General features: G+C 73.1%; 13 protein-coding genes. 7 read left to right on the top strand and 6 right to left on the bottom strand.

Translation table 11 applies throughout. The features are described from left to right. Positions 1–35: 35 nt before the first annotated feature. Positions 36–212 carry an antitoxin gene (locus AB0M88_RS15785; protein WP_364101513.1) on the bottom strand — a complete coding sequence of 59 codons (177 nt, stop codon included), beginning with the start codon at positions 210–212 and terminating at the stop codon, positions 36–38. Positions 213–307: 95 nt separating this feature from the next. Between AB0M88_RS15785 and AB0M88_RS15780 the strand changes: the two genes are divergently transcribed. Then, positions 308–862 carry a hemerythrin domain-containing protein gene (locus tag AB0M88_RS15780; RefSeq protein ID WP_364101510.1) on the top strand — a complete coding sequence of 185 codons (555 nt, stop codon included), beginning with the start codon at positions 308–310 and terminating at the stop codon, positions 860–862. Here the strand turns inward: AB0M88_RS15780 and AB0M88_RS15775 are convergent. Then, positions 852–1,211, bottom strand: a complete 360-nt coding sequence (locus AB0M88_RS15775) for a hypothetical protein (protein WP_364101507.1) — start codon at positions 1,209–1,211, stop codon at positions 852–854. The two genes, AB0M88_RS15780 and AB0M88_RS15775, sit on opposite strands and share 11 nt — an antisense overlap. Positions 1,212–1,356: 145 nt before the next feature. On the opposite strand from AB0M88_RS15775, the gene AB0M88_RS15770 reads away from it, so the two are divergent. From AB0M88_RS15770 to AB0M88_RS15760, 3 genes are read left to right on the top strand one after another with little or no spacing between them, the layout of a single operon-like run. Continuing rightward, positions 1,357–4,317, top strand: a complete 2,961-nt coding sequence (locus AB0M88_RS15770) for a BTAD domain-containing putative transcriptional regulator (RefSeq protein WP_364101504.1) — start codon at positions 1,357–1,359, stop codon at positions 4,315–4,317. A 40-nt stretch (positions 4,318–4,357) separates the two neighbouring features. Next, positions 4,358–5,203, top strand: a complete 846-nt coding sequence (locus AB0M88_RS15765) for a PHP domain-containing protein (protein WP_364101501.1) — start codon at positions 4,358–4,360, stop codon at positions 5,201–5,203. Positions 5,204–5,209: 6 nt separating this feature from the next. Beyond that, a complete protein-coding gene (locus AB0M88_RS15760; RefSeq protein ID WP_364101498.1) occupies positions 5,210–6,130 on the top strand; it encodes a class I SAM-dependent methyltransferase in 921 nt (306 codons plus the stop codon). Here AB0M88_RS15760 and AB0M88_RS15755 read toward each other — a convergent pair. Next, on the bottom strand, positions 6,118–6,579 hold the full coding sequence (locus tag AB0M88_RS15755; RefSeq protein WP_364101495.1) for a GNAT family N-acetyltransferase: 462 nt from the start codon (positions 6,577–6,579) through the stop codon (positions 6,118–6,120). The two genes, AB0M88_RS15760 and AB0M88_RS15755, sit on opposite strands and share 13 nt — an antisense overlap. A gap of 69 nt (positions 6,580–6,648) precedes the next feature. Next, complete coding sequence (locus AB0M88_RS15750; RefSeq protein ID WP_364101492.1) at positions 6,649–7,473, bottom strand: TIGR03619 family F420-dependent LLM class oxidoreductase; 825 nt, start codon at positions 7,471–7,473, stop codon at positions 6,649–6,651. 176 nt (positions 7,474–7,649) lie between these two features. On the opposite strand from AB0M88_RS15750, the gene AB0M88_RS15745 reads away from it, so the two are divergent. After that, entirely contained in the window at positions 7,650–8,669 is a 1,020-nt protein-coding gene (locus AB0M88_RS15745) for a substrate-binding domain-containing protein (protein ID WP_364101611.1), read from the top strand. An 85-nt stretch (positions 8,670–8,754) separates the two neighbouring features. Continuing rightward, on the top strand, positions 8,755–9,507 hold the full coding sequence (locus AB0M88_RS15740) for a universal stress protein (RefSeq protein WP_364101489.1): 753 nt from the start codon (positions 8,755–8,757) through the stop codon (positions 9,505–9,507). On the opposite strand, the gene AB0M88_RS15735 is transcribed toward AB0M88_RS15740, so the two are convergent. After that, positions 9,494–10,489 (bottom strand): DUF4331 family protein, encoded by a 996-nt coding sequence (locus tag AB0M88_RS15735; protein ID WP_364101486.1) that lies wholly within the window; start codon positions 10,487–10,489, stop codon positions 9,494–9,496. The genes AB0M88_RS15740 and AB0M88_RS15735 overlap by 14 nt on opposite strands. A 113-nt stretch (positions 10,490–10,602) precedes the next feature. On the opposite strand from AB0M88_RS15735, the gene AB0M88_RS15730 reads away from it, so the two are divergent. Continuing rightward, the gene (locus AB0M88_RS15730; RefSeq protein WP_364101483.1) at positions 10,603–13,218 is read left to right on the top strand and encodes an AAA family ATPase; all 2,616 of its coding nucleotides are present in this window, start codon (positions 10,603–10,605) and stop codon (positions 13,216–13,218) included. Here the strand turns inward: AB0M88_RS15730 and AB0M88_RS15725 are convergent. After that, positions 13,174–13,923 (bottom strand): aminoglycoside adenylyltransferase domain-containing protein, encoded by a 750-nt coding sequence (locus AB0M88_RS15725; RefSeq protein ID WP_364101480.1) that lies wholly within the window; start codon positions 13,921–13,923, stop codon positions 13,174–13,176. The two genes, AB0M88_RS15730 and AB0M88_RS15725, sit on opposite strands and share 45 nt — an antisense overlap. Between the last annotated feature and the right edge of the window lies 1 nt (position 13,924).

The raw sequence follows: 13,924 nt of genomic DNA, 5'->3' as shown, positions 1-13,924 counted from the left end.
GACGACGTCTTCCCCGCCTCCGGTAGGTGCCTCCGCTACGCGGTGTCGCCCTGGCCCGTGCGCTGCTGGGCCTGCTCGACCCCCTTGCCCACCTGCGAGTCGTACTTGTTGTCGGTCCGCTTGTCGACCTGTTCGCCGGCCTTCTCGATGCCCTCGTCGACCTGCTTGTCGTGGTCGTCGGCGAAGTCCTTGGCCTTGTCCATGAATCCCATGGGTCATCGGCTTCCCGCCCCGGCGCCGGCCAAACAAAAGCGTAGGTGCCGAAAAACGGGGTATCCGTCGCCTCCACCGATCGAGGAGGAGAAACATGAGCGACCAGGACGTGGTGGATGTCCTCATCGCCGATCACCGCGATGTCACCGCGCTGATCGGGGAGATCTGGACGGTCAAGGATCCGATGATCCGGCGGGACCTGACCGACACGGCGATCAGCGAGCTGGTGCGGCACGCGGTCGCCGAGGAGATGTACGTCTACCCGGCGATGCGCAAATATCTCGACGACGGCGACCAGGCGGTCGAGCACGACGTCTCCGAGCACAAGGAGCTCGAGCAGGCGATGAAGGCCCTGGAGAGCGCGGACGTCTCGAGCGCCGAGTTCGACACCAGCCTGCGCCATCTGGAGTCGGTGCTCGCCGACCACGTGCAGGACGAGGAGACCGAACAGTTCCCGGAGCTGCGCCGCAAGGTGCCGGCGTCCGAGCTGGAGCAGCTGGCCGGCAAGGTCGAGACGGCCAAGAAGCTGGCCCCGACCCGGCCGCACCCGGGCGCCCCCAACAGCGAGCTGTTCCACAAGCTGGTCGGCCCCGGCGTCGGCCTGGTCGACCGCCTCAAGGACAAGCTGACCGGGCGGGTCAGCCGCTGAAGCCGGCGTCGTGGCAGGCGTCGAGCAGGGCGGTCGCGCTGGCCTTCCAGTCGGTGCTGTCGTCGGCGTTACGGCCGATCGCCATCGCCTTGTCGCGGATCGTGGCGTTGTCGCTCCTGGCCGACGAGGCGGTGACCTTGTCGGCCAGCGACAGCCGGGACGACTTGGTCTTCGCCTTCGGATAGCCGTCGGAGAAGTCGCCGCAGGCCTGGGCGGCGTGCGAGTCCATCGTGCCCGGCCCGCTCGTGCCGGACGACTTCGAACGGTGGACCAGCAGGGCCGCGACGACCGCCACGACGGCGATCAGAAGGATCAGCTGCCAGCGGCCGAGCTTCAGCTTGAACTTCACGAAAGCACGCTAACCCACTCACGGCCGTCGACCGCACACCAGCGGTCCGGGCGAGGCGGTCCGGGCGAGGCGGGCGGCCCCGGTCGTCCGCCGGATGCCGCGCCCGGGCTCCGGCGGTGCCCGCGGTCGATTAGCCTGGCGGTCGATGACCGTTGAGCTCACCCTGCTGTCCCGGGCCGGCTGGCGGGGCGAGGAGATCACCGGGTCCCGGCTGCGCCGGCTCCTCGGGCTGCTCGCCGACGACCTGCGGGCCGGCTGCAGCGCGGGCCGGCTCGTCGAACAGCTGTGGGCCGACGAGCTGCCGGAACATCCGGCCAAGGCGCTGCAGACGCTGGTGTCGCGGGCCCGGGCCCGGCTCGGGGCCGGGGTCATCGAGAACACCCCGGCCGGTTACCGGCTGGCGCTCGGCCCGGAGCAGGTCGACTCGTCGGCGGTGCTGCTGCGGGCGCGGGAGGCCGAACGGAGCGCCCGGGCCGGCGACCACGCGGCGGCCCTCGCGGCGGCGGAGAAGGGCCTCGCCCTCTTCAGCGGCGAAGCCGGCCGGGACGGCCCGGGCGACGGCCCCCTGAGTTCCGCCCGGGCGGCCACCCGTCGGGCCCTGGCCCGGACCCGAGCCCTTTCCCTCGCACGCCTCGACCGGTGCGCCGAGGCGATCGGGCCGCTGGCGGCACTGGCCGGGGAGGACGGCCGGGACGAGGAGGTCCTGCTCGAACTGATGCGCTGCGAGGCCCCGGCGGCGGCGCTGATCCGCTACGACACCTATCGCCGGGCGCTGCGCGACGAGCTCGGCGTCGACCCGGGGCCGGCCCTGCGGGCGCTGCACCGGGAACTGTTACTCGACGACGCCCCGCCGGTCCGGCAGGGCCTGCGGCACGAACCGAACGAGTTGCTCGGACGCGACGGCGACATCGGGGCGGTGACGGCTCTCCTGCGTACGGCCAAGGTGGTCTCCGTCATCGGAGCCGGCGGCCTCGGCAAGACCCGGCTGGCGCAGGCCGTGGGCCGCCGGGCCCGGCAGCGCCTCGTCTGTTTCGTGGAGCTCGCCGGCGTGGCCGGCGACGTCGAGACCGAGGTCGCGTCGAGCCTGGGCGTGACCGGGGTGGACGGCATCGTCGAGGCCCTCGGCGCCGGGCTGCTGGTGCTCGACAACTGCGAACACGTCATCGAGGCCACCGCCGGCCTGGTGCGGGCCCTGGTCGAGCGGTCGGCCGAGCTGCGGGTGCTGACCACCAGCCGGGCGCCGCTCGGCCTGTCGTCGGAGTCGGTCTATCCGTTGCCCGAGCTGGACCTGCCGACCAGTGTGGAGCTGTTCGTGCAGCGGGCCCGCGCCGCCCGGCCGACCGACATCCCGGCGGAAGCGGCCGAAGACATCTGCCGCAACCTCGACGGTCTCCCGCTGGCGGTGGAACTGGCCGCGGCCCGCATCCGGACCATGTCGACAACCGAGATCGCCAAGCGGCTGGACGACCGGTTCGACCTGCTCCGGGGCGGCAACCGTGACCACCCGGGCCGCCACCGCACGCTGCACGCGGTGATCGACTGGAGCTGGCAGCTGCTCGAACCCGAGGCCCAGCGGGCGATGCGCGCCCTGTCGATCTTCCCCGGTGGCTTCGACGCGGCCGCCGCCGGGTTCTTCACCGACGACCGCGTCGTCGGGCAGCTGGTCGACCAGTCCCTGCTCAAGGTCGTCGACACCGCCGCCGGCACCCGTTTCCGGATGCTCGAGACGGTCCGCGAGTTCAGCGTCGCCCGCCGCGACGAGGCCGGCGAGACCGCGGCGGTCGAGAACCGGTTCCTCGAATGGGCCCGGGCCGAGGGGGCGGGACAGGACGAATATCTGGCCGGGAGCGTCGAGACCATCCGCGCCGAGGAGGACAACCTGGTCCGGGCGCTGCGCTACGGCCTCGACCGCGCGGACGGCGCCACCGTCGCCGCGACCGCCTCCCTGCTCGGCACGCTCTGGCTGACCGAGTCACAGCTGACCCGGCTGACCACCCTGGCCGCCGAGGCGCCGGCCGTGCTGGCCCACTACCGGCCCTCGCCGGAGCTGGTCGAGGCGACCCGGGCCGCCGCCGTCTGGTGCGCGCTGATCACCCAACTGGTCCGCGGGCCCGACCCGGTGCACGCGCTGGCCGCGCTGCGCCGGCTGCCGCCACCCGACCCGGACACCGTGACCGGCGCCGCCCAGCTGGCGCTGTTCGCCCGCGACGAGAAGGCGTTGCGGGACCTGTGCGCCAGCGACCACCGCATCCTCGCCGGCATCGCCAACTACGGCCACAGCTACCTGGCCGAATACGCCAACGACCTGGTCACCGCGCTGCGGGCGGCCCGGCAGATGCTCACCCACCTGGGCGATGCCGACCCCTGGCTGCGGGCGCTCGCCCACTCCCGGATCGGCGAGCTGTGCCTGCAGGCCGAGCCGGGCGAGGAGGCGTACCGGCACATCGACGCGGCGCTGTCGATCGCCGAACGGCTCGGGGCGTGGTCGACCGTGGCCCGGGCCCGGTGGGCGCTGGTGCTCGCCGATCTGCAGCGCGGCGCGCTCGACCAGGCCGAACAGGGCCTGGAACAGCTGGCCCGCGGCGTCCGCGTGGAGGACGCCGGGCCGAAGATGATGGACCTGTGCACGCGGGCCGAGATCCGCCTGGGCCGCGGCGACGTCGACGACGGCCTGGCCCTGTGGCGGCAGGCGGCGGCCGGCATCGCCGGCGCGGGCGGGCTGTGGGCGGGCGAGGTGCAGGCGGTCGCGGTGCTCGCCCACTGCCGGTACGGCCGGCTCGGCCTGGTCGCCGATCTCGCCGACGCGCTGCCGGTGACCCTGGCGTCGCTGCTGCCCGGCGCGCCGACGGCCTACTTCCGGGTCTTCGGCGTCCTGCTGGTGGCGATGGCCGAGGTGCGGATCGAACGCGGGGCCGCGGCGTCGGGGGCGCGGACGGTCGCGCTCGCGGAACGGTTCGGCTTCACGAGCGCGTTCGCCCAGCCGGCGCTGGTCGCGGCGGCCGCCCGGGACGCCGACCGCCCGGCCTACACCGCGGCGGCGGCGGAATATGCCAGGCTCGATCACGACGGTCTGCGCGCGGCGGCTCTGGCCCTGGTCACGCCCTAGCGTGGATTGCCGGCGCAGTGGTGACAGTGGAGGTCGTCCGGTGCCCTTACCTGCTGACAGTCATGTGCACAGCCAGTGGTCGTGGGACACGCCGGTGGGTGACATGGAACGGTCGTGCGCCCGGGCGGTGGAGCTCGGCCTGCCGGCCATCGCCTTCACCGAACACCTGGACCACACGGTGTGGCGGATCGCGGTGGAAGGCCCCTACGCCATGGACAACCTCACCGCGCTCGCCGGCGCGGACGGGCTGCTGACGCCGCCGGCCTTCGACGCCGCCGGATATCTGGAAACGATCGAACGCTGCCGGGAACGGTTCCCGCGGCTGCGCATCCTCAGCGGTCTGGAGTTGGGCGAGCCGCATCGTCATGCCGGTCAGATCGCGCCGATCCTCGCCGTGGGCCGCTTCGACCGACTGCTCGGCTCCCTGCACACCCTGCCCGACCAGGGAACGTTCGCCGAGCCCTGGGGCATCTATCCGCACCGGGACCCGTACGAGGTGGTGCGCGGATATCTCGAGGGCGTCGCGGCGATGGTGACGACCAGCGACCTGTTCGCCGTACTGGCCCACATCGACTATCCGGTGCGCTCCTGGCCGGCTGAAACGGCCGGCCCGTTCGATCCGGATGCCTTCGAGGACGAGTTCCGGCATGCGCTGCGGGTGACCGCGCGGTCCGGCCGGGCGCTGGAGGTCAACACCCGGCTGCCGCTGCACGCGACCGTGCTCACCTGGTGGCACGAGGAGGGCGGCGACGCGATCACCTTCGGCAGCGACGCCCACCGGCCCGACCTCGTCGGCCACGGCTTCGGCGAGGCCGCCCGGATGGCCGAGGCGCACGGCTTCCGGCCCGGCCGGAACCCGTACGACCTCTGGGGCCGCGCCGACTGAGCGCGGGTGCGCGTCTTCAGCCACCGGCCCGACATCGGCGCGCACTGCCATGTGCTGGGAGGCATAGGTACTGTTGCTGACGTGGAACTCGCGGGGGTTCAGAAGACTCTCAGCCCTGTCCTCAAGGCCAAGGCCCTGGACAACCGGCTGCCCGCCCCGATCCTCGGCGACGTCCACGCCGAGCAGACGATGCGCCGTCTTGATCCCGGCTACGACAAGGGCAGATTCGGCGCCAGTCAGCTGGGCCTCGCCGCCGTGGTGCGCGCCAAGGCGCTCGACGATTGGGCCCGGAGCTTCCTCGTCGAGCATCGCGAGGCGGTGGTGCTGAACCTGGGTTGCGGCCTCGACGCCCGGGTGTACCGGATCGAACCGCCCGCCACAGTGGACTGGTATGACCTGGACTTTCCCCCGGTCGTGGAACTGCGGCAGCGATTCCTGCCGCCGCGCGACCATTACACGTTGATCGGCTCCGACGTCACCGACCTCACGTGGCTGGAGCGGGTTCCCCGTGGCCGACCGGTGCTGGTGGTCGCCGAGGGGCTGGTGCCGTACCTGAGCGAGGCTGACGCCCGGCGGCTGCTGACCAGCGTCGTCGACGCCTTCCCGACCGGCCGGATACTGTTCGACACGGTGTCGGTTTCGGCGTGGCGGGCCTCGAGATGGGATCCGCTCGGGCGTAAGTACAACGCCCGGTTCCACTGCGGGTTCAACGATCCGGCCGCGCTGGCCGCTTGGCACCCGAGGCTCGAATATGTCGACGAGGCGCCCATGAACGACTCACCGGTGTTGATGGCCAAGGCGCCGGCGAACATACGCCGGGTGTATCGCCTCATGAACCTGCTGCCGGGCTTCAAACGGTCGAGTCGCATCGTGCGGTTTGCGATTCTGACGCCGCATGCCGGCGGCCGGCAGCTCTATCGGACGTAGTGCCGCAGCCGCACCGGTTCGCCGCGCGGTCCGGTCCGGTCAGCGGTCGTCGTGTGCGTGTACCGCCAGCCCGTGCCCTCATAGAACGCGACCGCCGGCGAATCCGGCTTGTCGACGACCTTCAGGATCAGCCGGCCGCCGGCCCACACGCTCACGTGGTCCAGCAGAGCACTGCCGACCCGCAGGCGCCGAGCCGCCGGCGCCACGAACAGCCGCGCGACCTCCCGCCCGTTCTGTACGGCGACGTGCCCGACGACGACACCGGGTGAGCTTTCGGCGACCCAGGCCTGGTCGAGTTGCGGGTGGTCCAGCCAGGCCCGGGGGTCCGACGGCCATTTCACCGGATAGCCGTTGGCCAGGCGCACCGCCCGCAGCACCTCCACACATTGGCCGAGATCCTCCGGCCGCCGGGCCCGGACGGTCAGGCGGCGGATAATCAGGTCGCTCACCGGAGCATCATGAAGCAACGACGACCCGCCCCACGAAGCGGCCGGTGCGGCGAGCGCGGCCCTCGGCCGTCACGACTGGCCGGCCAGGGTGTCCCCGACCGAGGCGATCACGCCGTCGACCGCGTCGTCGTCGATGCCTTCCAGCTCGATGATCAGCCGGTCCACGCCCAGGTCGGCGTACCGGCGGACGGTGTCGAGGTCAGGCCGGCCGGGCGGGGTGATGGTGATCTCCAGCTCGCCGAGGCCGGCCGGCCGCCGCTCGCCGCGGGCGGTCTCGGCCAACGCGCGCAGCACCTCCCCGGTCCCCTCGACATCCAGACCCCAGCCGTACCAACCGCTCCCCTGCCGGACCGCCCGGCGGAACGCGGCCGCCGAGTGGCCGCCGACCACGATCGGCGGGTGCGGGCGCTGGACCGGCGACGGGTGCTGAACGACGCCGGAGAACGACACGAACCGGCCGGCGAACGAAGGCGCCCCGTCCCACAGCGCACGCATCGCCGCCAGGTATTCGTCGGTTCGGGCACCCCGTTCGGCGAGCGACACGCCCATCGCGTGCAACTCCGGCTCCACGTAGCCGGCCCCGACGGCGACGGTCAGCCGGCCACCGGACAGCACGTCGATCGAGGTGAGCTGTTTCGTCAGCAGCACCGGCTGGCGCTGCGGAAGCACGATCAGGCCGACCCCGAGGCGGACCCGGCTGGTCACGGCCGCGAGGTAGGTCAACGCGACCATGGCCTCCAAACGGGGCGGGTTGCCCTCCCCGGCGGGCAGAGCGATGTGGTCGCCGACCCAGAGTGACTCGAAGCCCGCCTCCTCGGCCAACCTGGCCCGCCGGACCAGGACACCGGGCTCGACGCTGCGGTCGCGGTGCAGCCCGTACAGCCCGAACTTCATCTGATCAGCCACCTCTGCGTCATGATCGAAGGCTCCGCACTCCGGCATCGTCGCACGTCACCGGGTGGATAATTCCGGTCGCCGTGTCCGCGACTCGTGCGCGATACTCTCCACCACACCGGAGTCGATGGACGGGGAGCTTGACGTTGAGCCGATTGCCCGCCAGCCGAGTAACGATGGCGACGATAGCCCGGGCAGCCGGAGTGTCCGTGCCGACGGTGTCCCGGGTGTTGAGCGGCGACGACCAGGTCGCGGCAGCGACGCGGGTGCGTGTTGAGCGCATGATCGACGAATACGGCTATCGAGCCCGGAAGACGCGACCGCCGGCATCGCCCGAATTGATCCACGTGATCTACCCTCGCCTCGACACCGCGTGGCAGGTGGAGCACATCCGCGGCATGGAGTCGGTGACACAGGAGGCCGGCGTCGGACTGATCGTTTCGGCCCTCGACCGCGGCCCGGCGGGAAAGAAAGACCTGCTGCGGCGTGCCCACACCGGGCAGGCCGCGGGCGCGATCCTCGCTGCCGCGAGTGGGGACACCTCGCTCGGCACCGTGCTGGGTCAGCTGAACGTCCCGGTGGTCACGCTCGACCCAGGTGCGAAGGCGGCCGCCAACCTACCGACGATCGGCGCCGCCAATTTTCTGGGGGCGCGCGCGGCGACCGAACATCTCGTCGCGCTCGGTCATCGGCGCATCGGGACGATCACGGGTTCTCAAGGCGGACTGCTGTGCAGCCGCGCCCGGCTCGACGGCTATCGGGCGGCCCTCGAGGCGGCGGGAATAGCCGAAGACCCCAGCCTGATCAGACACGGCGAATTCGAGTACCGGTCGGGCGTGGCCTCGGCCCGGCAACTCCTCGACCTCGTTGATCCCCCGACGGCGATCTTCGCCTTCAGCGACTACATCGCGCTGGGAGTCTATGAGGCCGCCCGGATGCGAGGGCTGTCGATACCCGGCCAGCTCAGCGTGGTCGGTTTCGATGACCTCCCCGCGGCGCGCTGGGCGTCGCCCCCTCTGACCACGGTGCGGCAGCCCTTGCAGGACATGGGCTCGCTGGCGGCCCGGACGGTCCTGAACCTGGCCCGCCGCAAGGCTCTCGAATCACCACGGATGGAACTGGACACGCGCCTGGTCGAGAGGGGAAGTTCAGCCTCTCCCCCTCGCTCGGACCGACGGGGCGGGGTCACCGCCTGAACGGCCGGGCGGTCCAGGTTTCCTTGCGGTTCTGCGGGCTGAGCGCGACGCTTGGGTTGAAGGTGTGCTCCTCGAGGAGGTGCGCATGGAAAAGACACGGATCGTCGTCGGTGCGAGCGGATCGCCCGCCTCGGTCGTCGCGGTGCGCTGGGCCGCAGCGGAGGCCCGGCTACGTGGCGCTCAGCTACGCGTGGTGGTGGCCTACCATCGCGGTCACGCCGGCCAGGCGGAGACTGCCGGTGTGCTCCACGACGCGGTGGTGCACGCCCGGGCAGGCGCGCCCGAAGTGGACATCTCCGGCATGGCGTTACCGGGCTACGCCGTGCCGGCTCTGCTGAAGGCCGCCGAGGGGGCCGCCCTGCTGGTGGTCGGTGAGAAGGGCGGCGGGGTGTTCGCGGGCGCGGTCGGCGGGCAGGTGGCGACCCGGGCCCGGTGCTCGGTCGTGGTGGTGCGGGGCCGGGCCGACCGGGGCAGCGGACCGGTCGTGGTCTGCGTCGACGACGACACGGCCACCGACGACCGGGCCACCGACTCGGTGCTCGGCCGGGCGTTCGAGGAGGCCGCCCTGCACGGCGCCGAGGTCCTGGCGGTCACCGCCGGCCGCGGCGGCACCGCCGAGGACCGCCGGCTCGATCCGTGGCGCCAGCGTTACCGGTCGGTCCCGGCCCAGCGCGAATACGTTCCCGGCAAGCCGGGCAAGGTCCTGGTCGAGACGTGCCGGCAGGCCCGCCTGGCCGTCGTGGGGCCCCGCCGGCACGGCTACGAGGGCGTGATGCTCGGCGCGGTGGGCAGCGGCCTCCTGCACGGCGCCGACTGCCCGGTGCTCATCGCCCGATAGGCCGCAAATAGGGGAAGGCCTCGTCGCGCAGGTCGGCCGCGACCGACGGGCGCAGGCCGGACGGCACCGCCATGCCCGTGACCAGCGACAACATCACTTCGGGGGCGTTGTCGGCCAGGTTGCGGCCGTTGAATCCGGCGAAGCCGTAGGTCGCGGGCGTGCCGACGACGTACGGAAGCATGTCCGGGAAGAGCCGGCGGGCGACCGCCTCGCCGTACCCCCGCGGGTCGGCGGCGGTCCCGCCGGCCGCGACCACCGCGGCGACCTGCCCGGCGAGGTGGTCGCCCTCGGCCGCGAAGTCCTCCGACGGGTGCCGGGTGTTGGCCGGATAGGTGAACCGGGTGTCGTCCGGCCAGAAGATCGGCCACATCATCGGGTGCCCGGCCCGGTTGATCGGATGCCAGCCGCCGGCGTCGGTGGCCAGCCGGGTGGCGCACCACACGCCGATCGGGGTGCCGGGCCGCAGCACCGGGTGCTCGTGCGAGATCTCGAGCACGATCGTCTCGACGGTCGTGCCGGCGAAGCTGTTGGTGGCCTCGGACGGCTGCCAGCCGGTGAGGTCGACCGCGGTGCCGTCCCGGACCGCCGAGTTGACCCTGGTCAGCAGCGACAGATCGATGTAGAACGCGTCGGTGACGCGGCCCGCCCACATCCGGGCGTGGCCGCCGGTCGCGGTCTCGCCGGTGCCGCCCTTGAGGAGCAGTTCCCCCGCCGCGGCCAGCTCGAAGGGCTGCCGCCCGTCGGGTCCGGCCTCCCCGAACGTCGCCCGGAAGGTCAGCGACTCCCGTTCCTCGCCGCCGACGTGCACGTGGAACTCGTAGCGGGCCTCCGGGTGGAAGCCGGGCTGGATGTCCGGCCCGGTGATCGTGGAGTTGACGTCCATGACGAGGACCGTGCCGCGGTCGCCCGGGAAGACGTAGAGGTCGTCGATGTAGAGGCGGCCGTTCTGGCGGGCCAGAGGCGTGTCGAGGTGGTGAGACATGGGCTCAGTCTGGGTGCCGCGAAGAGCCCGCGACGAGCGTCGGATGACGGCTTGACGGGCCTACGTCAGGTGACGTACGCACGTGTTATGTTCCCGGCGACGAGGGAGCGGGCATGCCGGACACTCTGATCGGGCGCGAGCGCGAGCTGCGGATGCTGGGCAGCCTGATCGACTGCGCGGCGGTCCGGGGGGCCGCCCTGGTGCTGGTCGGCGAGCCGGGAGCCGGCAAGTCCGTCCTGCTGGAGTGGACCGCGCGGGAGGCCGAGTCGCGGGGCACGCTCGTGCTGCGGGCGACCGGCACCGACGTCGGCGCGCCCCGGTTCTCCGGGTTGACGCGCGCGGTCGTACCCCTGATGGCGCACGCCGACCGTCTCACCGCGACCCACCGCCAGGCTCTCGAGGTGGCCCTCGGCCTGGCCGAGGGCCCGCCGCCCCAGTCGATGACGGTCGCGCAGGCCGTGCTCGCGCTGCTGCTGGCCGCGTCGGTGCGGGAGCCGGTCCTCATCGTCGTCGACGACGTCCAGCTGTTCGACCGCTACAGCGCCGAGGTGCTGGGGTTCCTGGCCACCCGGGTCGCGGGCCGGCGGATCGGGCTGCTGATCGCCTCCCGGGGTGGCCCCTGCCCGCTCGGCCGGGGCGGTCTCGCCCGGCGCGATCTCGCTCCGCTCGACGCGACGGCCTCGGAGACTCTGCTCCGGGCACGCTTTCCGGGGCTGGCGCCGGACGTACGCCGGAGGCTGCTCGACGAGGCGCACGGCAACCCGCTGGCGCTGCTCGAACTGCCGGCCGAGCTGGAGTCCGCCGGCGCGCGGCCGGAGGCCCGGGCCCCGTCGGACCAGGCGGACGCGCTGCCGGCCGTGCTGCCGCTGAGCGAACGGCTCCGGGCGGTGTTCGCGGCCGACGTCGACCGGCTGCCGGGGCCGACCCGTGAGGTGCTCCTGCTGGCCGCGCTCGACGCCACCGCCGATCTGCACGTGCTGCGGGCGGCCGCGGGCTCGCCCGTACTGGAGAAGCTTGCTCCCGCCGAGCGGGAGCGCATCGTCCTGATCGACGAGGAACGGCACCGGCTGGCCTTCCGGCACCCGCTCACCCGGTCGGCGGTGATCGAGATGTCGACCGCCGCGCACCGGCGCCTGGCCCACCGGGCGCTCGCGGCGGCCCTGACCGACCATCCCGGCGAGCGGGCCCGGCATCTCGCCGCCTCGGCCGACCAGCCGGACGAGGAGGTCAGCGCCCAGCTGCAGGAGTGCGCCGACCGTCTGATGCACCGGGGCGACGCGGCCGGCGCCGTCACCGCGCTGACCCGGGCCGGCGAGCTGAGCCCGGCGCCCGCCGACCGCGGCCGCCGGCTCGCCGAGGCGGCCCTGATCGCAGCCCGCGACACCTGGCAGCTCGAGCTGGCCAAGAGCCTGCTCGACCGGGTCCGCGACACCCCGCACGGTCCCTCGGCGGCGGTGCACGCCGCGACCGCGATCACGATGATCAACGGGGATCACGACATCGACGCCGTGCACCGGATGCTGGTGTCGGCGAGCGAGAGTGACTCCGTCATGGCCGAGTTGTGCCTGTTCGGCGGCCGGCCCGAGCTGTGGCGGCCGTTCGAGGCGGTGATGACGCGGCTCTCCCCCGGCCTGAGGCTGCAGGCCGCCACCCACTACGACCCGGCCCGGCGGGCGCTGCCGGTCCTCGGCGAGCTGGACGCGGCGATCGCGTCGCTGCACGAGTCGACCGACCCGGAAGACCTGCTGCGCATCCCGGCCGCCGCGATCTACGTCGACCGTCTGTCCGGCTGCCGGGAGATCCTGCGCCGCCAGATCGCCGGCCCGGCGGCCGGACGGGCCACGGTCGCGCGGATGACGCTGTGGCCGGACGCGTTCTGGTCCGGCCGCTGGGACGAGGCCGACGAGCTGGCCACCACGTCCCTGGCCGTCTGCACCTCGGCCGGCGCGGCGCTCTGGGCCCAGCTCGCGACCTATCAGGTCGCTCTGCTGGCGGCCGCCCGCGGCCGTCCCTGCGAGGCCGCCGCGACCGGCCTGATCGCCTGGGGCGGTTCGCGCGGCGCGCACCTGGTCGAGGTCTTCGGCCGGCACGTGCGCGCCCTGGCCGCGATCGGCCGGCAGGACTACGAGCAGGCCTATCGCGACGCGGCCGCCATCAGCCCGCCCGGCGAACTGGCGCCCTACGAGGCGACCGCGCTGCTCGTCTGCTTCGACCTCGTCAAGGCGGCCGTCCACACCGGACGCCACGAGGAGGCCCGGGCCCACGTCGCCGCCCTGCGTGGCCACGACCTGCCACTGATCTCGTCCCGGCTGGCCCTGCTCACCCACGGTGCGGCCGGCCTCGCGTTCGACGACGCCGGCCAGTTCGAGCAGGCCCTGGCCGTGCCGGGGGCCGAGCGGTGGCCCTTTGACCGGGCCCGGGTGCTGCTGGCGTACGGCACCGGGCGCTCCGTCGCCGAGGCCCTCGCTCTGTTCGAGTCGCTGGGGGCCCGCCCGTGGACGGCCCGGTTGCGCCCGGCCCCGACCGTCGAGGCGCTGACCCCGCAGGAACTTCAGATCGCCGAGCTGGCGGCCGCCGGCCTCACCAACAAGGAGATCGGCGCCAAGCTCAACCTGTCGCCGCGCACGGCCAGCACGCATCTCTACCGGCTGTTTCCCAAGCTCGGCGTGACCAGCCGGGCCGCCCTACGGGATGCGCTGACCGCACACTCGCAGAATGGTGGCGCTTGAATCGGTGACGAAGGCACGGACCTCGGCGAACCGGCCCGGGTCGGTGTCGGCACCGCGGTCGTACCACCAGTCGCGCGCCCAGGCGATGAGACCGGCCCACTCGGGGTCGGTCTCGATCGTGCGGTCGGCGGCCCGGCGCTTCGACAGCTGGCGGCCGTGAAGCAGGCGCTGCACCGCCCGGCACATGGTCAGCACCGAGTACGCCTGAGCGCCCGGCGCCGTCATCCGCTCGACCCAGGCCGGCCAGTCGCGCACGTGGTCGAGCAGCGCCGCCTCGACCAGCTCCGGGCCGACCGCCGGGAGCAACTCCCGGGCCGGCGGCCCGACCAGGGCGCGGCCGGTGTCGTGGACGCTCCCCCACGTCACCCGGCGATGCGTCGTGGCCGGCAGCAGGTGCAGGGTCTCGCCGGGGCTGATCCGGGCGATGAGGTGCCCGTCGGGGCCGTGCAGGGCGGCGGCCGGCACATATTCGACCTCGATGCGGCCGGCCCACTCCGGGTGCCGCCGGTCGAGGACGGCGTGCCGGTCGGCGAGCAGTTTCAGCAGTTCGGCGTCGGGTTCGGCGGTGAGCACGGCGAGCAGGTCGAGGTCGCTGCGCTCGGGCGCGAAGTCGCCGGCGACCAGCGAGCCGTGCACATAGAGGCCGAGCAGCCGGTCACCCAGAGCGGCCCGCCACGCGTCCCGGAGATCGTCGAGAACCTGCACG

The sequence above is a fragment of the Actinoplanes sp. NPDC051411 genome (assembly GCF_040682075.1).
GTDB lineage: Bacteria > Actinomycetota > Actinomycetes > Mycobacteriales > Micromonosporaceae > Actinoplanes.
Note: the sequence above shows the minus strand (reverse complement) of the source record. Positions and strands in the feature narration are given on the sequence as shown.